The sequence below is a fragment of the Mesorhizobium sp. LSJC285A00 genome (assembly GCF_000503155.1).
Classification (GTDB): domain Bacteria; phylum Pseudomonadota; class Alphaproteobacteria; order Rhizobiales; family Rhizobiaceae; genus Mesorhizobium.
On sequence record NZ_AYVK01000047.1, the window covers coordinates 26,240 to 46,013 of the forward strand.

General features: G+C 63.5%; 18 protein-coding genes. 9 read left to right on the top strand and 9 right to left on the bottom strand.

All coding sequences use genetic code 11. From position 1 onward, the window contains the following. The first annotated feature begins 81 nt into the window (after positions 1–81). Both X726_RS141840 and X726_RS141835 read left to right on the top strand, forming a co-directional pair. A complete protein-coding gene (locus tag X726_RS141840) occupies positions 82–2,361 on the top strand; it encodes an NADP-dependent malic enzyme (protein WP_023672870.1) in 2,280 nt (759 codons plus the stop codon). A gap of 124 nt (positions 2,362–2,485) precedes the next feature. After that, a complete protein-coding gene (locus X726_RS141835) occupies positions 2,486–3,559 on the top strand; it encodes a sensor domain-containing diguanylate cyclase (protein WP_031206324.1) in 1,074 nt (357 codons plus the stop codon). 71 nt (positions 3,560–3,630) lie between these two features. On the opposite strand, the gene X726_RS141830 is transcribed toward X726_RS141835, so the two are convergent. Continuing rightward, on the bottom strand, positions 3,631–4,623 hold the full coding sequence (locus tag X726_RS141830; RefSeq protein ID WP_023672872.1) for an adenosine kinase: 993 nt from the start codon (positions 4,621–4,623) through the stop codon (positions 3,631–3,633). A 215-nt stretch (positions 4,624–4,838) separates the two neighbouring features. Between X726_RS141830 and X726_RS141825 the strand changes: the two genes are divergently transcribed. Beyond that, positions 4,839–5,741, top strand: coding sequence for an EamA family transporter (locus X726_RS141825; RefSeq protein ID WP_023672873.1), 903 nt, complete (start codon positions 4,839–4,841; stop codon positions 5,739–5,741). Positions 5,742–5,939: 198 nt separating this feature from the next. After that, entirely contained in the window at positions 5,940–6,641 is a 702-nt protein-coding gene (locus X726_RS141820) for a sulfate transporter family protein (protein WP_023672874.1), read from the top strand. 5 nt (positions 6,642–6,646) lie between these two features. On the opposite strand, the gene X726_RS141815 is transcribed toward X726_RS141820, so the two are convergent. The 6 genes from X726_RS141815 to X726_RS141795 form a co-directional block, all read right to left on the bottom strand. Further along, positions 6,647–7,645: a proline racemase family protein gene (locus X726_RS141815; RefSeq protein ID WP_023672875.1), complete on the bottom strand. Its 999-nt coding sequence runs from the start codon at positions 7,643–7,645 to the stop codon at positions 6,647–6,649. A 12-nt stretch (positions 7,646–7,657) separates the two neighbouring features. Continuing rightward, positions 7,658–8,461, bottom strand: a complete 804-nt coding sequence (locus X726_RS141810; protein WP_023672876.1) for an oxaloacetate decarboxylase — start codon at positions 8,459–8,461, stop codon at positions 7,658–7,660. 76 nt (positions 8,462–8,537) lie between these two features. Further along, on the bottom strand, positions 8,538–9,356 hold the full coding sequence (locus X726_RS141805; protein ID WP_023672877.1) for a hypothetical protein: 819 nt from the start codon (positions 9,354–9,356) through the stop codon (positions 8,538–8,540). 176 nt (positions 9,357–9,532) lie between these two features. After that, on the bottom strand, positions 9,533–9,919 hold the full coding sequence (locus X726_RS01000000167585; protein WP_023672878.1) for an HAD-IA family hydrolase: 387 nt from the start codon (positions 9,917–9,919) through the stop codon (positions 9,533–9,535). Positions 9,920–10,201: 282 nt separating this feature from the next. Next, a complete protein-coding gene (dut, locus tag X726_RS141800; RefSeq protein WP_023672879.1) occupies positions 10,202–10,687 on the bottom strand; it encodes a dUTP diphosphatase in 486 nt (161 codons plus the stop codon). 85 nt (positions 10,688–10,772) lie between these two features. Continuing rightward, positions 10,773–11,243 (bottom strand): Lrp/AsnC family transcriptional regulator, encoded by a 471-nt coding sequence (locus X726_RS141795; protein WP_023672880.1) that lies wholly within the window; start codon positions 11,241–11,243, stop codon positions 10,773–10,775. A 113-nt stretch (positions 11,244–11,356) separates the two neighbouring features. Between X726_RS141795 and X726_RS0136490 the strand changes: the two genes are divergently transcribed. The 3 genes from X726_RS0136490 (at position 11,357) to X726_RS141785 (ending at position 14,096) form a co-directional block, all read left to right on the top strand. Then, entirely contained in the window at positions 11,357–11,611 is a 255-nt protein-coding gene (locus X726_RS0136490) for a DUF6356 family protein (RefSeq protein ID WP_031198207.1), read from the top strand. A gap of 15 nt (positions 11,612–11,626) precedes the next feature. Beyond that, positions 11,627–12,421: a class II glutamine amidotransferase gene (locus tag X726_RS141790; protein ID WP_023672882.1), complete on the top strand. Its 795-nt coding sequence runs from the start codon at positions 11,627–11,629 to the stop codon at positions 12,419–12,421. Between the two features lie 301 nt (positions 12,422–12,722). Further along, complete coding sequence (locus X726_RS141785; RefSeq protein WP_023672883.1) at positions 12,723–14,096, top strand: amidase; 1,374 nt, start codon at positions 12,723–12,725, stop codon at positions 14,094–14,096. Here the strand turns inward: X726_RS141785 and X726_RS141780 are convergent. After that, positions 14,090–15,163, bottom strand: coding sequence for an FAD-binding oxidoreductase (locus X726_RS141780; RefSeq protein ID WP_023672884.1), 1,074 nt, complete (start codon positions 15,161–15,163; stop codon positions 14,090–14,092). The two genes, X726_RS141785 and X726_RS141780, sit on opposite strands and share 7 nt — an antisense overlap. 138 nt (positions 15,164–15,301) lie before the next feature. Between X726_RS141780 and X726_RS141775 the strand changes: the two genes are divergently transcribed. Beyond that, positions 15,302–16,894: a peptide chain release factor 3 gene (locus tag X726_RS141775; protein WP_023672885.1), complete on the top strand. Its 1,593-nt coding sequence runs from the start codon at positions 15,302–15,304 to the stop codon at positions 16,892–16,894. A 179-nt stretch (positions 16,895–17,073) separates the two neighbouring features. On the opposite strand, the gene X726_RS141770 is transcribed toward X726_RS141775, so the two are convergent. Then, entirely contained in the window at positions 17,074–17,544 is a 471-nt protein-coding gene (locus X726_RS141770) for a VOC family protein (RefSeq protein WP_023672886.1), read from the bottom strand. A gap of 270 nt (positions 17,545–17,814) precedes the next feature. Here X726_RS141770 and ilvD point away from each other — a divergent pair, with 270 nt between their 5' ends. Next, positions 17,815–19,659, top strand: a complete 1,845-nt coding sequence (ilvD, locus tag X726_RS141765; RefSeq protein ID WP_023672887.1) for a dihydroxy-acid dehydratase — start codon at positions 17,815–17,817, stop codon at positions 19,657–19,659. Positions 19,660–19,774: the final 115 nt, after the last annotated feature.

Here is a 19,774-nt window from a genome sequence, read left to right on the forward strand (position 1 = left end):
GGCGTGTAGCCTTAATTCGGAAGTTTCAAAAACACGCACCCGTCTCAAGGGGGCGACACCGGCGAGGAAATCAAAAACATCATGGCCAAGAAAACCGAAAATAGCGGCCCCTCCGTCAGCGCCGAGGAGGCGCTGGAATTCCACGCCATGGGCCGCCCCGGCAAGCTGGAGATCGTCGCCACCAAGCCGATGGCGACGCAGCGCGATCTGAGCCTCGCCTATTCGCCGGGTGTCGCGGTTCCTGTGCTGGCCATTGCCGAAGACCCCAGCCGCGCTTTCGACTACACGACGCGCGGCAACATGGTCGCCGTCATCTCCAACGGCACCGCCATTCTCGGCCTCGGCAATCTCGGCGCGTTGGCCTCCAAGCCGGTGATGGAAGGCAAGGCGGTGCTGTTCAAGCGCTTCGCCGATGTCGATTCCATCGATCTCGAGGTCGACACCGAGGATGCCGACGAATTCATCAATTGCGTGCGCTTTCTCGGCCCGTCCTTCGGCGGCATCAACCTGGAAGACATCAAGGCGCCGGAATGCTTCATCATCGAGCAGCGGCTGCGCGAACTGATGGACATCCCGGTCTTCCATGACGACCAGCACGGCACCGCCATCATCTCGGCCGCCGGGCTGATCAACGCGCTGGAGATCACCGGCCGCGACATGAAGACCACGAAAATGGTCTGCAACGGCGCCGGCGCCGCCGGCATTGCCTGCATCGAACTGATGAAGGCGATGGGTTTCGCCCCGGAAAACATCATCTTGTGCGACACCAAGGGTGTCGTCTACCAGGGCCGCACCGAAGGCATGAACCAGTGGAAGTCGGCGCATGCGGTCAAGACCGCCACGCGCAGCCTGGCCGAGGCGCTGGATGGCGCCGACGTCTTCCTCGGCCTGTCGGCCAAGGGCGCATTGACCACCAGGATGGTGCAATCGATGGCCAAGAACCCGATCATCTTCGCCATGGCCAATCCCGACCCGGAGATCACGCCGGAGGAAGTGGCCGAAATCCGCACCGACGCCATCATGGCCACCGGGCGTTCCGACTACCCCAACCAGGTCAACAATGTGCTGGGCTTTCCCTACATCTTCCGCGGTGCGCTGGATGTCAGGGCCACCACCATCAATGACGACATGAAGATCGCCGCAGCGAGAGCGCTGGCCGACCTGGCGCGCAAGGACGTGCCCGACGATGTCGCCGCCGCCTATCAGGGCAACCGGCCGAAATTCGGCCCGAACTACATCATCCCGGTGCCGTTCGATCCGCGCCTGATCTCGGCCATCCCGCTCGCGGTGGCCAAGGCGGCGATGGAGTCGGGCGTCGCCCGCAAGCCTATCCTCGACCTCGACCGCTACGCGCAGGAGCTGTCGGCCCGCCGCGACCCGATCGCTTCGACCTTGCAGCGCATCTACGATCGCGTCCGCCGCCAGCCCAAGCGCATCGTCTTTGCCGAGGGCGAGGAAGAACAGGTGATGCGCGCCGCCGTCTCCTATGTGAACCAGAAGCTCGGCACCGCGATCCTGCTCGGCCGCGACGATGTAATCAAGGAAAACGCCAGGCACGCCGGCATCGACCTGAACAAGCAAGGCATCGAGATCATCAATGCCAGGCTTTCGCGCCGCAACGGCATCTACACCGATTATCTCTACGAGCGCATGCAGCGCAAAGGCTTCCTGTTCCGCGACTGCCAGCGGCTGATCAACAACGACCGCAACCATTTCGCTGCCTGCATGGTGGCGCTGGGCGATGCCGACGGCATCGTCACCGGCGTCACCCGCAACTATTCCACGGCGCTTGACGATATCCGCCGCGTCATCGACGCCAAGCCCGGACACCGCGTCATCGGCGTCTCCATCGTGCTCGCGCGGGGCAAAACAGTCCTCGTCGCCGATACCGCCGTGCACGACATGCCCAATGCCGAACAGATCGCCGACATCGCCGAAGAGGCGGCGGGATTTGCCCGCCGCATGGGCTACGAGCCGAGGCTCGCCATGCTTGCCTATTCGACCTTCGGCCACCCGCAGGGCGAACGCTCCGAGCGGGTGCAGGAAGCGGTGCGTATCCTCGACAAGCGCCGCGTCGATTTCGAATATGACGGCGAGATGGCCGCCGACGTTGCGTTGAACGCCCGTGCCATGGCGCAGTATCCGTTCATCCGGCTGACCGGCCCGGCCAACGTGCTGATCATGCCGGCGTTCCACTCGGCCTCGATCTCGACCAAGATGCTGCAGGAACTCGGCGGCTCCACCGTCATCGGCCCGCTGCTGGTCGGCTTGAACAAACCGGTCCAGATCGTCTCGCTCAACGCCAAGGATTCGGACATCGTCAACATGGCTGCGATCGCGGCCTATAGCGCGGGAGCCTGATTGGCGGCAAAATCGCCAACGCATAAGAGATTGATAATATTCGGCTGCTATAGGGAACGTTCTCGCCCCCTATGGCCTTATGGCATTGGCGGCGCGCTCAGACCGCCAAAACGGGGGTGCGGCCATGAAGCATGACACGGCATCTGTGGTCGGCCAGGGGGTCTATCACGACGAGCGCCTGGATGCGCTGCTGAGCATCACCGGCCGCATGGACGGTTATCTCTACCGTTGCCGCAACGATGCGTCCTACACCATGCTCTACATCAGCGACGGCATTTTCACCGTGAGCGGTTATCGGCCGAGCGACTTCATTCAAAATGCCGTGCGCGACTATGTCTCGGCCATCCACCCGGATGATCTCGCTGCCGTCTATGCCGCCGTCGATACCGCGCTCGAGGCGCGCTGCAACTGGAACGTCGACTACCGCATCGTGCCGCAGGTCGGCGAGCCGCTCTGGGTCCGCGAGATCGGCGGCGGCGTCTGGGATGGTGCCGGCGAACTCGAATTCCTGGAAGGTTTCGTCGTCGACATCAGCGACCGTAAGGTAGTCGAGGATCTCAACGCCGAGCTGCTGCTCGAACTCAAGGCCGCCAATGAGGAACTCTCGGTACAAAAGCGCGAGATCGAGCTGGCCAAGCAGCAGAGCGATCACTCGGCCAACCACGATGCATTGACCGGCCTGCCCAACCGGCGCGCCTTTCACAACGAGCTGAGGTCGGTGATCGACCGCTGCGACAGCACCGGCCAGGCGGCCGGCCTGCTGTTCATCGACCTCGATAGGTTCAAGAAGGTCAACGACACGCTCGGCCACGAGGCCGGCGACGCGCTGCTGCAGGAGGTGGCGGGTCAGCTTCGCACCATCCTGCGCAGCGCTGATTTCGTGGCGCGGCTCGGTGGAGACGAGTTCGCATTCCTGTTTTCAGGAGAGGCTAGCCGGGCCCGACAGAAGGCCGTGGGCGTCGCCGAACGTATCCTGGAAAAGCTGCGGATCAAGGTGCCGACGCCGAATGGAGCCATCCATGTTGGTTGCACCGTTGGCGTCGCCATCTACCCGGCGGAAGCGTCCGATTCGGAGGCGCTGATAACGCTCGCCGACCGACTGATGTACATCGGCAAAAAGAGCGGCCGCAACCGGCTGGTCACCGCCGGGGCTTTGGAACCCGGGCCTACGTCCGACGACCTTCGCCGCACCGCCTGAGCGGAGCGCCGGACAGCCTGATCCGGCGGGAACCCCTCATCTGGCTCGGCGCTGCGCGCCGAAAGACGGCCCTACAGCAACCCCGCCAGTTGGGCCGCGCTGCGCAGGTTCTGCCGCGGCCGTGGCCCGAGCTGCTGGATCACCAGCCCGGCGGCCAGCGAGCCGAGATCGCCGCAATCCTGCAGGCTGCGCCCCGAGGTGTAGCCGTAGAGGAAACCGGCGGCGTAGAGGTCGCCGGCGCCGGTGGTGTCGACCAGTTCGCGGATCGTCGTCGCCTGGATGGTGACAGTCTCGTCGCCGCGCACGATCACCGAGCCTTTTTCGGAGCGGGTGACGGCGGCGATCTTGCAGTCTTTGCGGATCGCCGCCAGCGCCTCGTCGAAGGATTTGGTCTGGTAGAGCGACTTGATCTCGTGACTGTTGGCAAAGACAATGTCGACGGTGCCCGAGCGCATCAGCTCGAGGAACTCGTCGCGGTAGCGGTCGACGCAGAACGAATCCGACAACGTCATCGACACTTCGCGGCCGGCGGCATGCGCCAGCTTCGCCGTCTGCCGGATCGCCTCCTTGGCGCGCGGCGGATCCCACAGATAGCCCTCGAAATAGGTCACCTTGGCGCCCGACGCCTTGTCGGCCTCGACGTCTTCCGGCCCGAGTTCGATGCAGGCGCCGAGATAGGTGTTCATCGAGCGCTCGCCGTCGGGGGTGACGAAGATCATCGAGCGCGCCGTCGGCGGCTGGCCCTCGAGCGGCCGGGTGTCGAAGGCGACGCCCTGGGCATGGATGTCATGGGCGTAGATTTCGCCGAGCGGATCGTTCGACACCTTGCCGAAGAAGGCGGCGCGGCCGCCGAAGCTGGCAATGCCCGCCGCCGTATTGCCGGCGCTGCCGCCGGAGGCCTCGATCGCCGGCCCCATGCGGCTGTAGAGGAGCTCGGCGCGCTTGGTGTCGATGAGGTTCATCGCACCCTTGATGATGCCGTTGGTCTCGAGAAAAGCGTCGTCGCACTGGGCGATGATGTCGACAATGGCATTGCCGATGCAAAGCACGTCATAATCCGGCATCAATGTCTCCGCCCTGGAACCTGCCGGCTTTCTGCCGCGCCCGGGCGGGTCTACAGCATCACCCCGAAAAATGGCAACCGATTTCCATCCTTTGCCGGCCCAGGCCGGCGCGCGCGCCTGGGACGAGGCTCCATCACAGTTCGACCGTGGCCGAAGCATCTGACCGCCGGGTCGCCTACAAGCTTGGCGTCAAATCAAGCGCTGGAAGCACCCGCATGCAAGCAAAGACCGACATGACCACCGAACTGGCGCTGCTTGGCGTGCTGGCCGCCCTGTGGGGCGCGTCCTATACCTTCATCAAGATCGGTGTCGAGACGATCCCGCCGATATCCTTCATCGCTGCCCGCACCTTGATTGCCGGCGCCATCCTGCTCGCGCTGATCCGCTGGCGCGGCCTCGCCATGCCCAAGGACAGCGCGACCTTGTGGCGGTTCATGGTCCAGGCCTGCCTCAACAGCGTCGTGCCGTTCACGCTGATCGCCGCCGCCGAGCGCTCCATCGACGCCGGTCTGGCCACCATTCTCAACGCGACCTCGCCGATCTTCACCTTCCTGCTGACCGCGCTTATCACCCGCCATGAATCCGTGACCGCACGCAAGCTGTTCGGTGTCGGTGCCGGCATCGCCGGCATTTGCCTGATCGTCGGCACCCAGGCGCTTGGCGGGCTCGGCCATCAATTGTGGGCGCAGCTTGCCGTCATTGCCGCCACGGTCTGCTATGCCGGCGCCGCCATTTTCGGCCGCAGCTTTAGGGGACTCGACCCGATGCTGCCGGCCGCCGGCTCGATGCTGTGCGGCGCGGTCATCCTCGTCCCCTTGAGCCTGGCCTTCGACCGCCCGTGGACGCTGTCGCCTTCAATGGCGTCGATACTGGCCTTGTTGGCATTGTCGGTGTTCTCCACGGCGCTGGCCTTCTGCATCTTTTTCCGCCTCATCCACACGCTTGGTTCGGTCGGCACGACGTCGCAGGCCTATCTGCGCGTGCCGATCGGCGTCGGCATCGGCGTCCTGTTCCTCGGTGAAAGCCTTGGGCCGACAGCTTTCTGGGGCATGGGCTGCGTCGTCGCCGGCGTTGCGGCAATGACCATCCCCGCCCGCTCCCGGGCGCTGGCGCGCTAGATCATGATGAGATTTGGTTGAAATCTCATCATGATCTAGCCCTTTGTTGGAGCATGATCTTTTCCAAAAACCGGTACCCACTTTTTGGGATCATGCTCTAGTTCCCGTCCGGAATTGCGCCCGCTCCAGCAGGCTTGCGGCTGACAGGGTCTCCGCCTATGTCGGAGATATCCGTTTGTTCCTGGGGGTGGAAACGCCGTGATCTCCAACGCTGCCCGCGCCGCCTTCAGCCGGCTGTTTTCTCCCGAATTCCGCGCGGTTTTCCTGAAGACGCTGGGCTTGACCGTCCTGGCGCTGGTCGCCTTGTGGTTCGTCTTGACCGGGCTTGTCGATTGGCTGGCCCTGCCATGGGTTCACTCCTTGCTGCCCGGCCTGCCGTCCTGGGCCGGATGGCTGAGCGGCATCATCGCTGCCATCGCGCTTGCCTTCGGGATGGCGCTGCTGATCGCGCCGGTGACGGCAATCGTGGCGGGCCTGTTTCTCGACGACATCGCCGAAGTGGTCGAGCGCACCGACTATCCGGCCGATCCCGTCGGACGCGCCATGCCGGCGCTGCGCTCGCTCGTGTTGTCGGTGAAATTCTTCGGCGTCGTCATCCTGGGCAACATCGTCGCCTTGCTCCTTCTGTTGGTTCCAGGCGTCAACATCGCCGCCTTCTTCATCGTCAACGGCTATCTGCTCGGACGTGAATTCTTCGAATTCGCCGCCATGCGCTTCCGCCCGGAAGATGAGGCGAGGGCGTTGCGCCGGAAATATGCCGGCACCGTCTTTCTGGCCGGGCTGCTCATCGCTGCCTTCCTCGCCGTGCCCCTGCTCAACCTGCTGACGCCGCTCTTTGCCGCCGCCATGATGGTGCATCTGCACAAGGCGGTCGGCGCGCGGGAGAGCGCCGGGCGATAGGCCTATCAACGCAGAAGAAAACCGCGTCCCAATTCGTCATCCGGCTCGACGGTGAATTCCGCCCGGCCCGAATAGTAGGCGCGGCCGCCGACGCGGGCGATGATCGCATCATGCGGGCCGGCCATGGTCGTGCGCGCCACCGCTCCGGAAAAGCGCGAGCCGGCGATGCTTTCGAAGGACCGCTCCTGACCAGGGTTGATTTCACCCTTGGTATGCATTGCCGCCAGCCGCGCGGTGACGCCGGAGCCGGTCGGCGAGCGGTCGACCTCGGCATCGGCAAAGACGCAGATGTTTTTCGTTGCCTCGCTGGAGAACGCATCTCGTCCATCGGTGAGGATGGTGCCGTAGAGGAAAGCGAGATCGGCATGGTCGGGATGCGATAGAGGGAACTCCGCCTTCAGCCGCTCGGTCAGCGCGGTTGCCGCGTCGACGAAATCGCGCACCCGGCTGCGGCCGAACTCCAGGCCGAATTGATGGCAGTCGGCCAGCGCGTAGAAGGCGCCGCCATAGGCGATGTCGAACGCAATCTTGCCGTATCCCGCCAATTCGATTTGTTGGTCATGGGCAAACAGAAAGGCCGGCACGCTTTCGAACGACACGGATCCCGCTTTGCCGTCCTTGACCTCCACCGAAGCGACGACCATGCCGCACGGCGCCTCGATGTTGACCATGGTGATTGGCTCCTGTTTCGCCACCAGTCCTTCGTCGACGGCGTAGCGGCCAAGCGCGATGATGGCGTGGCCGCACATGGTGGAATAACCCTCATTGTGCATGAACAGCACGGCCAGGTCGGCGCCGGGCAGGTCGGGCTCCACCAGCAGCGCGCCATACATGTCGTAGTGGCCGCGCGGCTCGAAGATCAGCAGCTTGCGCAAATGGTCGAGGTGGTCGCGCACATAGGCGCGCTTTTCCAGGATCGTGCCTTTGGGAATGTCTGGATAGCCGTCCGTGACGATCCTGACCGGCTCACCGCCGGTGTGCATGTCGACGACGGTGAGCGTCATGCGCCGGGACCCCTACCCTGAGGATTTGGAAAACAGCGCCTGCAATTTGCCGAACGGCATGGCGGCGCGGGTGAAGCCGAACGTGCCGTCCTGCTGGATCTCTCGCGCCGCGGTTTCCAGCATGCCGAAGGCGAAATTGGTCAGCCACGGCCCAAGCGAGATGCGCTTGACCCCGGCCATGGCGAGGTCGGCGATGGTGAAGGCCGGGAGTGCCATGACATTGACCGGCCTGCTCACTGCCGAGCAGACGTTCCGGATGGTCTCGACATCTTTGAGGCCCGGCGCATAGAGCACGTCGGCGCCGGCCTTTTCGAAGGCCTGCAGCCGCTTGATCGTGTCGTCGAGATCCGGTTTGCCCCAAAGGAAATTCTCGGCCCGCGCGGTGAAGACGAAATCATGCTTGAGCGCCCGTGCGGCTTCAGCAGCAGCTGCAACGCGCTCGACGGCGTGTGAAAACTCATAGATGGGCTTGTCGGGATCGCCGGTATGGTCCTCGATCGAGCAGCCGGCGAGACCTGCCGCTTCGGCCGCAAAAACCGTCTCGGCGGCACTCGTCGCGCTGTCGCCCTTGCCTTTCTCGAGATCGGCCGACACCGGCAGGCTGGTTGCCGCAGTCAGCTCGCGGCAATGGTGGATCATCGCCTCGAAGGTCACTGCGCCATCGGGCAGGCCGCGCGAGAAGGCAAAACCGGCGCTGGTGGTCGCCAGCGCCTTGAAACCGAAGGACGCCAGGAGCTTGGTCGTGCCGACATCCCAGGGGTTGGGCATGACGAAGGTCGAGGCGTGCAGGTCGCGAAAGATCTTGCCCTTGTCCATGAGTGCTCCCTTCAGATGCGAAATGCCGGCAGATTCTATCGTGCAGCAATGCACCGAGCAAACGAATGCGGTTGGCTCAGAAGCGTTTGGCGTTCTCTCCTGCCAATCTGTCCAGCGCATCGGAATCCTTGACATAGTGCAACGTTTTTTTGTCCCAATGATAGGTGACGGAAATTGCGTGGGCTTCAGGCTTGGGCGGCTGGTCGTCGCAGCTCTCGCCGTTGAGCACCGTGGCGTCGGTCACCGTCACTTTGACCGCGGCATAAGGCTGTCCGTCAGCGATCGTCTGGAAAGCAACGTCCTGCTTCCGGCTGTAGGCGCACAGGTTCTCATCGAAGGTGAAGATCATGTCGATCAGTTGGAATTTGTCGTCGCGCACCATGATCAGCGGCGTGATTGCGTAGTTTTGGCTTGAATTGAAATGCGCGCTCATGGTGATCACGATGTCGTCGTTCGGCCCAACGGAAAGCTTGCCCGGTTCACGGAAATAGGTGCCGCGGTCGAGCGCGACATTGACGGCGTCGAGCAGCTTCGGCTTGTCTGTGATGTCGTAGAGCGCCAGCACGGCATAGCCTTCGGCGCTGTCGGGAGAGTCGCCGAGGTCGTAGAGCATCGCCAGCCGGTCCTTGCCCCCGGCCTTGATGGCGAGCACGCCGGCGTTGGAGAGGCCCGATGTCTCAGGCGGCGAACCGCCGCCATCCGGTCCCTCGATGTGGCGCATCTCGATCGGCAATCCACCCCGGTAGAAACCGTTGCTGTTACCTGCGAGGCCGGGAATGACCATCCTTGCGAGGTCCAGATAGGTCACATCCATGTGGCCGGGGATGGCGCTGCCGAATTCCGGGAAGCTGACGGCTTGCGCGCCGGCTGCGGTCCAAAGCCACGGCAGCAGCACAAGCGCTAGAGCAATTTCAGGAAAAGTGTGTGCGGTTTTCCGGCCGGAAATTGCGACAAAACAAAAAGATAGAGCGGTTCGCCGTTTCCATGAAACGGTGAAACGCTTTAGGATGGAGCGAAGCAGGTTCGTTGGCATGGGCGCCTCAGGCTGGCCGCGCGGAACCTAACACAGCTTCAGTGGATCGGCACCAGCCCGGCAAGTTCGCGCATGTCGTCGAACAGGACGCCGCCGGCGCTGGCCAGGCCATCGCGGTCGGAATAGGGATCGCCATGATAGGAATAGACACGCATGCCGGCGGCAATGCCGGCCTGCGTGCCGGCAACGCTGTCCTCGATGACGATGCAGTCGGCGGGCACAAAGCCCATGGTCTTTGCCGCATGCAGGAACAGGTCCGGGAACGGCTTGCCGCGGCTGACCATGGTCGAAGAGAACATGCCATGCTCGAACAGCGGCAGCAGCCCGGTCTGGCCGAGCGTGATGTGCATCTTCGAGATACGCGCGGAAGTGGCGACGCAATAGGGAATGCCGGCCGCGCGAACCGCCTCGATGAAGTCGCGCACATANAGACGTGTGCTCTTCCGATCTCGCCATGCGCAAACAGATCGGGCAGGCCGGCATTCCAGCGATCGACGAAATCGGCGCCGAGCCGCACCGTGGTCGTCTCTTCGATTTCCTTCTGCACCGAAGCCATGCTGCGGCCGGAAAAATATTTGCGGCAATATTCGAATGTGGTGGGATAACCGGCGGCAACAAACCACTCGGCAAGCCGCCGGTTGGCAAGGTTCTCGGTGTCGACCAGGATGCCGTCGCAGTCGAAGATGACCAGTTTCGGTATGCTCATTTCAGGCGGTGCCGGTCGATCCGAACCCGCCCGCGCCGCGCGTCGTGGCGCCGGCCAGCGAGCGCTCCTCAACCGTCACCTGCGTCACCGCGGCAAAGACGATCTGGGCAATGCGCATGCCGCGCGTCACCGCGAAATCCTCGTCGCCAAGGTTGATCAGCAGCACCTTGACCTCGCCGCGATAGTCGCTGTCGACCGTGCCCGGTGAATTGAGGACGGTCAGCCCATGCTTGAAGGCAAGGCCGGAGCGCGGCCGCACCTGGCCTTCCATTCCTTCGGGAATTTCCAGGATCAGACCGGTCGGCACCAAGGCGCGCTTGCCAGGCAGGATCAGCAGCGGCCGGTCTTCCGGCACCGCGGCGCGCAGATCCATGCCGGCGGCGCCGGTGCTTTCATAGGCGGGAAGGGGAAGTCCATCTCCATGCGGCAACCTGACGAAGCCGACAGTGGGACCAATGACGGAGGAATTTTGGAAGGCTGCGCGCATAAAATCGATCCTATCGGCGCGAACGGCGATTCGGTCAACTCGTCCGCAGGCCTATCAACGGCTTTCTTTCAGGCGTCAGTGTGACCTAGCGCAATTCCATCGGAACGACGGTCGTCTCCTTGATCTCCTCCATGACGAAGGAGGCCGAAACGTCCGACAGCGCCACCTTGGCGATCAGCCGCTGATAGAGCCGGTCATAGGCCTTCATGTCAGCGACGCGGGCGCGCAGCACGTAGTCGAGATCGCCGGACATGCGATAGACCCCGGTGATCTCGGGAAAACCGGTCACCGCCGCACGGAACTTCTGCAGCCAGTCCGGGTCATGATTGGAGGTGCGGATCAGGATGAACACCGAAAGTCCGAGCCCGAGCTTGTCGGCATCGACCAGCGCCACCCGTCCGGTGATGACGCCGTCCTCTTCCAGCCGCTTGACCCGGCGCCAGCAGGCGTTGCGCGACAGCGACACTTTTTCGGAGAGCTGATCGACCGATAGTGTGCCGTCGCGTTGCAGCTCGGCCAGCAATCTTCGGTCGATTTCATCAAATTCAAGCGCCATGTGGGATGAATGTCCCGAACCACGGCGTTAGACAAGGACAAATTGAGACCGATGAACCTTTACCCCGTGGCAGGATACCCACATCGGGGCTTATCCCGGCAGGAGGGATCACCATGACGACGCTGTTTTCGAAGCTGTTCACCTCTCACCCGGCCAAGGTGGGCGAGACCTATTTCAGCCATATGGCCTTTGCCGCCTGGTTCTGCTCGCGCCTCCTGATGGCCGCTGGTGCGGCACTCGTTCACGCTTTCTTGCCGTTTCTCTTCGAAACTGTGGCAAGCCGAATCGTTCGCGAACTTTATGAACGGACGCACAACAGAGGCTCGCACGCGGTCAAGGAGCCCCAGGCTCACTTGGATCTCGTCTAGGATTGGTTAGAAGCGATGTGCCGATGGGCGGCCTATCTGGGTGAAGCGGTCTTCCTCGAAGACGTCGTCACCGCGCCTTGCCACTCGCTGATTGCCCAGAGCCATTGCGCCCAGGAAGCCAAGTCGCCGACCAATGGAGACGGTTTCGGCCTTGCCTGGTATGGCGACCGGCCCGAGCCCGGCCTCTACCGCGACATCCTGCCGGCCTGGTCGGATCCCAATCTGAAAAGCCTATGCCGGCAGATCAAATCCGGCCTGTTCCTCGCCCATGTCAGGGCGTCGACCGGCGGCGCCACCAGCCGCATGAACTGCCATCCCTTCATCTCCGGCAACTGGTCGTTCATGCACAACGGCCAGATCGGCGGCTTCGAAAAGATCCGCCGCGCGCTGGAGAACTCGCTCTGCGACGCCGTCTTCGACCAGCGCGAGGGCACCACCGATTCCGAGCTGCTTTTCCTGCTGATGATCGACGAGGGTCTTGCTGGCGACCCGCAAGGGGCAGTATCGCGCGCCACCGCTCGGGTTCTGGAGGCGTCACGCCACGCCGGTCTCGAACCGGCCTTGAAACTCACTGCGGCCCTTTCGGATGGGCGCGCGCTCTATGCCGTGCGCTACGCAAGCGATGCCCACGCACCGACCCTGTACACGTCGCTCCGCAACGGCGGTCGTTGCATCGTGTCCGAACCCTTCGACCGCGAAGGCGGCGACTGGCAGGCGATCCCGCCGGCGAGTTTTGTCACGATCACTGGCGATGGGATGAGCATTCGGCCGTTCGTGCCGGCTGTGGCAAGGCTGGCACTGGTCGTCTAGGCCCTAGTCTAAGCCGCATTCCTTCGCGCCCCCCTCTGTCCTGCCGGACATCTCCCCCACGAGGGGGGAGATTGGAGGTCACGGCGGCCTTCGCCAATTTTCAACGCAGGAAAAGGGGCGCCGAAGCCAAAGCTGCCAATCTTCCCCCAAAGTGGGGGAGATGTCCGGCAGGACAGAGGGGGGCGCCGTAGAGCGCCAACCTCAACCGACCGGCAAGCGCAATTTTGATCAAGCGCCGATGATCTCCGAATGCTGAACTTGGTTTTAAACCGCGATACGTTTGGCAGCAGCCGGAGCAATCATGGACCTCGCCTTTTCCTCGACCATCGATCTCGCCGCCGCAATCGCGGCGCGAAAGATCTCCGCCGTCGAAGCTCTGGACGCCCATCTGACCCAAATCGACCGACACAGCGAGGCGGTCAACGCGGTCGTCAATCTCGATCGGGAAGGCGCCCGCGAGCGCGCGAAACAAGCCGACGCGGTGCAGGCGCGCGGCGATGCGCTCGGACCGCTGCATGGCGTGCCTTTCACGTTGAAGGACATGCACCAAACCGCTGATATGAAGACCACGGTTGGTTTCGCACCATTCGCCGACTATGTGGCAAAGGCAGACAGCCCGGTCGTCGCCCGATTGAAAGCCGCAGGCGGCATCCTGATTGGAAAGACCAATGTCGCGACGATGCTGGGCGACTGGCAGGCGGACAACCCGCTGTTCGGTCGCACCAGCAATCCGTGGAACCGCTCGCGCACGTCAGGCGGGTCCAGCGGTGGCGCCGCGGCAGCGGTGGCGACCGGGATGACGCCGTTCGATGTCGGCACCGACATGCAGGATTCGATCCGCCTGCCGTCGGCTTTTTGCGGCGTCTACGGGTTGAAACCGACCGAGCACCGCGTGTCCCTGGCCGGCGCCTTCCCCGATCCGAACGGCGCGGCGCGTAGCGTGCGGCTGATGTCCTGCCTCGGCCCGCTGGCGCGCAGCGTGGAGGATCTTGCGCTGATCTACAAAATCATCGCCGGCCCGGACGGAGCAGACACCGACCTCGCGCCGGTGCCCGTAGAGGCCATGCCCAGGCTCGACCTCAAGACATTGCGCATCGCCGTCGCGCCGTCCTTCCCCGGCTTTCCGGTGGCTGGTAAAATCGCTGCCGCGGTCGAAAGCCTGGCCAAGCGGTTGCAATCAGCAGGGGTGATTGTGGAAGAAGCGAACTTGCCTGAGATCGATCTGCATGACGATCTGGAGCAGGGCGGCGATCTGATCGGCATGATGCTGGAGGCAGCGCAGCCCGAACCGCCGGAGCAGCCAACGCCGATCACCAATTGGTTCGAGGCGCTCGCTCGCCGCGACCGCTCGATCCTGGCCTGGGACAGGTTCTTCGAAACCTGCGATGCCTTGCTGTGCCCGGTCGCCATGACCACGGCCTTCGCGCATTGTGAGCCCGGCACGCCGATCGAAGTCGACGGCAAGGAGCAAAGCTATTGGATGCTACCGGCCTATGGCGCGGTCTTCAATTATTCCGGCCATCCGGCACTCTCGCTGCCCTGCGGGCAAGACCGCGACGGCCTGCCTATCGGCCTGCAACTGGTCGGCAAGCGCTGGTCGGAATCGCGGCTGCTCGGCATCGCCAAGGCGATCGAAGCGCTGACCGGCGGCTTCAAGCGTCCGCCGGGCTACTGAGCAAACCGACCCAACCCATAAGGCGTCAGCAGCGGATCACGCTCGCCGTCGAGAATTTCGCGCGTGGCGAACAGCCCGACCGCGGGCGCCAGCGTTATGCCGGAATGCATGACGGCGACATAGAGACCTTCCGTGCCCTCGGCGCGGCCGATGATCGGAAAGCCGTCGATCGGCGTCGGCCGGTAGCCAACCGTGTGGAAATCGAATTCCAGTTCGTCGGCGCCGCGCAAAGCCGCCTTCATTGCTGCAAACAGCTCGCGCGCCGTGGCGTCGGGATTCTCACCGGGATCGCTCCCCGCGAAATCCGAGCCGGCGATGATGCGGCCCTCCGCCGTCTGGCGCATATGCAGCTTTTCGGCATGCACCAGCCCGTTGAGGAGCTTCTTGTAGGGCTGCGAGTGGACGATCAGACCGGGCGGCGTCTCGATTGGCAGCTTGATGCCGGCGGTAGCGGCAATATCGGGCGCCCCGACACCGGCTGCGATCACCACCTCTTCGGCTGGCATCAGCCCATGCGATGTATCGACACCGGCAATCCTGCCATCGGTCTGGACAAGTGCGGTTACAGAACTGGAGAGAACGCGCGCACCTTGCCGTTCTGCGTGGGCCAGCAGCGCCTTGGCCGCTGCGACCGGTTCGGCCACGCCTTCCTCCGCGACATAGACAGCGAATTCCGGCGGCTCGACGAGATTGGGCTCGATTTGCGCTGCCCGCCCGGCGTCGACGCGTTCGATGCCGTAACCCCAGCAAGCGTGCTCAGCCGCGTAGGCTTCGAGCCTGTCGGCCGGCAGATCCCAGCACAGCCCGCCGCACCAGGCGAGCGGCAGGCCGGGCAGCTCGTTTGCCAGCCGCTTCCATTCGGCCATCGCACGGATGCGCAGCCGGAAATAGATTTCGGGATTGCCCCAGCTGGCGTTGATCCAGGCAAAGGAGTTTGGCGTGGCGACGCCGCCGGCACCACTATCGGAAATCACAGTCACCCGCGCCCCGGCCTTGGTCAGGTGCCAGGCGATGGACGCCCCGATAATGCCGGCGCCAATGACGATGACTTCTTTAGCGCTGCTCATACCGGACCTCTCAGAATGGGCTCCTCTGATGCCACCGTAACGATTCAAGCTCAAGTGTGGTCGGCCTGCCGGCCCGAAACTGTCGACAGGCCAGCAATGCGCTGCTAGAAGCCCGCGCCACAGACAGGATTCCAGAAATTGGCTGAAGACATCGAACAGGCGGTATCGCGCCGCCGCACTTTCGCGATCATCGCCCACCCCGACGCCGGAAAGACGACGCTCACCGAAAAGCTGCTGCTGTTCGGCGGCGCCATCCAGCTTGCCGGCGAGGTCAAGGCCAAGAAGGATCGCATCCAGACCCGGTCCGACTGGATGAAGATCGAGCGCGAGCGCGGCATTTCGGTCGTCACCTCGGTGATGACCTTCGAATATGAGGACAATGTCTTCAACCTGCTCGATACGCCCGGCCACGAGGATTTTGCCGACGACACCTACCGCACCCTGTCGGCGGTCGATAGCGCCGTCATGGTCATCGACGCCGCCAAGGGTATCGAGCCGCGCACGCTGAAACTGTTCGAAGTCTGCCGGCTGCGCGACATCCCGATCATCACCTTCATCAACAAGATGGACCGCGAAAGCCGCGACCCGTTCGAAATTCTCGACGAGATCGAGCAGAAGTTGGCGCTGGACACTGCCCCCATCACCTGGCCGATCGGCCGCGGCAAGACTTTTGCCGGCACCTACCACCTGGCGCTCAACGCTGTGCGCAGGGGCGATGCCGAGAAAGACCGCACGCCGGTCAACGGCCCCGACTCCAACCGCGTCGCCGGCCTGCTGCCGGAAAACGAGCGCGAGGCCTTCATCGAGGAGCTGGAGCTCGCGCGCGAAGCTTGCCGCCCGCTCGACATCGACGCCTTCCGCGAAGGCCATCTGACACCGGTCTATTTCGGCTCGGCGCTGCGCAATTACGGCGTGCGCGACCTGATCGAGGCGCTCGGCGCCTTCGGGCCGCCGCCGCGTGCGCAGGACGCAGACACCCGCAAGGTCGAGGCGACGGAGGAGAAGATGACGTCCTTCGTGTTCAAGATCCAGGCCAATATGGACCCCAACCATCGCGACCGCATCGCCTTCGTGCGCGTCTGTTCGGGCAAGCTCGAGCGCGGCATGAAGGCCAAGCTGGTGCGCACCGGCAAGCCGATGAGCCTGTCGGCACCGCAGTTCTTCTTCGCTCGCACCCGCGTCACCGCCGACGAAGCGTTTGCCGGCGATGTCGTCGGCATTCCCAACCACGGCACGCTGCGTATCGGCGATACGCTGACCGAAGGCGAGGAGATACTGTTCCGCGGCGTACCTAACTTCGCGCCGGAAATCCTGCGCCGTGTGCGCCTCGGCGACGCGATGAAGGCGAAAAAACTCAAGGAAGCGCTGCACCAGATGGCCGAGGAAGGCGTCGTGCAGCTGTTTTCGCCGGAAGACGGCTCGCCGGCCATCGTCGGCGTTGTCGGCGCGCTGCAGCTCGACGTCTTGAAGGAAAGGCTGAATTTCGAATACACGCTGCCGGTCGAATTCGAAATGTCGCGCTTCTCGGTCTGCCGCTGGATCTCTGCCGACGACAAGGCCGAAACGCTTCGCTTCATTGAGGCGCATCGCGGCGACATCGCCCGCGACCTCGACAACGACCCGGTGTTTCTGGCCCAGCACGCCTTCTCGCTGAACTACGAAGCCGAACGCTGGAAGGCGATCCGCTTCGCAACCGTCAAGGACTACCAGGTCCGCGACAAGGCGGCCTAAGGCGCCCCTTTTCCTTCTGCCCGCTTACGGGGAGAAGGTGCCCGAAGGGCGGATGAGGGGCAGCGCCGACGTTGAAGGGTCAATTGGCTCCAACGCGCGCCGGCCCTTCGCATGGCTCAGGGCGTTCGAAGCTCGAAAAGCCAAGCAATTGGCTTTTCGTCCGCTACGCGGACCCCTTCTCATCCCTCCGCAGCTTCCTCGATCTTCGCAATATCGATCTTGCTCATCTGCATCATCGCCGACATCACCCGCCCGGCCTTGGCCCGGTCCGGATCCAGAAGCAGGCGCGGCAGTTGCTCCGGCACGACTTGCCAGGAGACGCCGAACTTGTCCTTCAGCCAGCTGCATTGCGACGGTTCGCCGCCGCCTTCGATGAGCTTGTCCCAGAAATAATCGACCTCTTCCTGGGTCTTGCAGTCGATCGACTGTGACATCGCCTCGTTGAACTTGAATTGCGGTCCGCCGTTGAGTGCCTGGAACTGCACGCCGTCGAGTTCGAACGTGGTCACCAGCGCCTTGCCGGCATCGGCATGGCCTTCGGGCCAACGCAGCACGCTCAGCACCTTCGAATTCTTGAAGATGGAGACGTAGAAATTCATCGCCTCTTCGGCCTGGCCATCGAACCACAGGCAGGTGGTGATCTTTTGCATGTCATGCTCCTCGGGTGTTTGGTTGCGGTTACAGGTGAAGCGGCTGACTTATTGAAATGGTGCCATTCCCTTGCCGTCGTCCCAAGGACGGATGCCGGGCTAGCGATCCGACACTGGCCGGCAATCTTTTTCGAAACCCTGATTTCAGCGAGACTCTGGCGCATTGCAAAAATGTGGCCAGACCATACTTGCCGGTCTATAAACCCTGCGATCCAAATCCAGCGCCGCCACGCTCCGCGTTGAGCGCAGCCAGCCAGCCAAGGAAAATTCATGCCTGCCTATCGCTCCCGCACCACCACCCACGGCCGCAACATGGCCGGCGCCCGCGGCCTGTGGCGCGCCACCGGCATGAAGGATTCGGACTTCGGCAAGCCGATCATCGCGGTGGTCAATTCCTTCACCCAGTTTGTGCCGGGTCATGTCCATCTGAAAGACCTTGGCCAGCTGGTGGCGCGCGAGATCGAGAAGGCCGGCGGCGTCGCCAAGGAATTCAACACCATCGCCGTCGATGACGGCATCGCCATGGGCCATGACGGCATGCTCTATTCGCTGCCGTCGCGCGAGCTGATCGCGGACTCGGTCGAATATATGGTCAACGCGCATTGCGCCGATGCCATGGTCTGCATCTCCAATTGCGACAAGATCACGCCCGGCATGCTGATGGCCTCCTTGCGCCTCAATATCCCAAGCGTCTTCGTCTCCGGGGGGCCGATGGAAGCCGGCAAGGTGGTGCTCGCCGGCAAGACACAAGCGCTCGACCTGGTCGACGCCATGGTTGCCGCCGCCGACGACAAGATCTCCGACGAGGACGTCAAGGTCATCGAACGCTCAGCCTGCCCGACCTGCGGCTCGTGCTCCGGCATGTTCACCGCCAATTCGATGAATTGCCTGACCGAGGCGCTCGGCCTGTCGCTACCCGGCAACGGCTCGACCCTGGCAACCCACGCCGACCGCAAGCGGCTGTTCGTCGAGGCCGGCCATCTCATCGTCGATCTCGCCCAGCGCTATTATGAGCAGAATGATGAGACGGCGCTGCCGCGCAGCATCGCGTCGAAGGGCGCCTTCGAGAACGCCATGACGCTCGACATCGCCATGGGCGGCTCGACCAACACCGTGCTGCATATCCTTGCCGCCGCGCACGAGGGAGAAGTCGACTTCACCATGGAAGACATCGACCGGCTGTCACGGCGGGTTCCGGTGCTATGCAAGGTCGCACCGGCCAAGTCCGACGTGCATATGGAAGACGTCCACCGCGCCGGCGGCATCATGGCGATCCTCGGCCAGCTCGACAATGCCGGGCTGCTCAACCGCAACCTGCCCACGGTGCATACGGCAAGCCTCGGCGAAGCGCTTGACCATTGGGACATCTCCCGCACCTCGAGCCAGAGCGTCCGCGACTTCTTTCTCGCCGCTCCGGGTGGCGTGCCGACACAGGTCGCCTTCAGCCAGGACCGCCGCTGGGACGAGCTCGACCTCGACCGCGAGAAGGGCGTCATCCGTTCGGCCGAAACGCCGTTCTCCAGAGACGGCGGGCTTGCGGTTCTGAAAGGCAATCTCGCGCTCGACGGCTGCATCGTGAAGACCGCCGGGGTCGACGAGTCGATCCTGAAGTTCACCGGCCCGGCCCGCGTGTTCGAAAGCCAGGACGCTTCCGTCAAAGCGATCCTGTCCAACGAGATCAAGGCCGGCGATGTCGTCGTCATCCGCTATGAAGGGCCGCGTGGCGGCCCCGGCATGCAGGAAATGCTCTACCCCACCAGCTATCTGAAGTCGAAAGGCCTCGGCAAAGCCTGCGCGCTGGTCACCGACGGCCGCTTCTCCGGCGGCACATCAGGCCTGTCGATCGGCCATGCCTCGCCCGAAGCAGCGGAAGGCGGCACGATCGGACTGGTGCAGGAAGGCGATACGATCGAGATCGACATCCCCAACCGCACGATCCGGCTTGCTGTCAGCGACGCTGAACTCGACGCGCGCCGCGCGGCCGTGGAGGCAAAGGGCGCCATGGCCTGGAAGCCCGAGGAAAAGCGCAAGCGCAAGGTGACGACCGCGCTGCGCGCTTACGCCGCCTTCGCCACCAGCGCCGACAAGGGCGCGGTGCGGCACGTGCCGGAGTGAGGGGGTGCGGCACCGACCCCCACCCCGCTGCTGCGCAGCGACCCTCCCCACAAGGGCATAGGCGCTAAGATAGGTATTGCCTTGCGGAATCGGGTGTGATTCTACGCTGCGATGA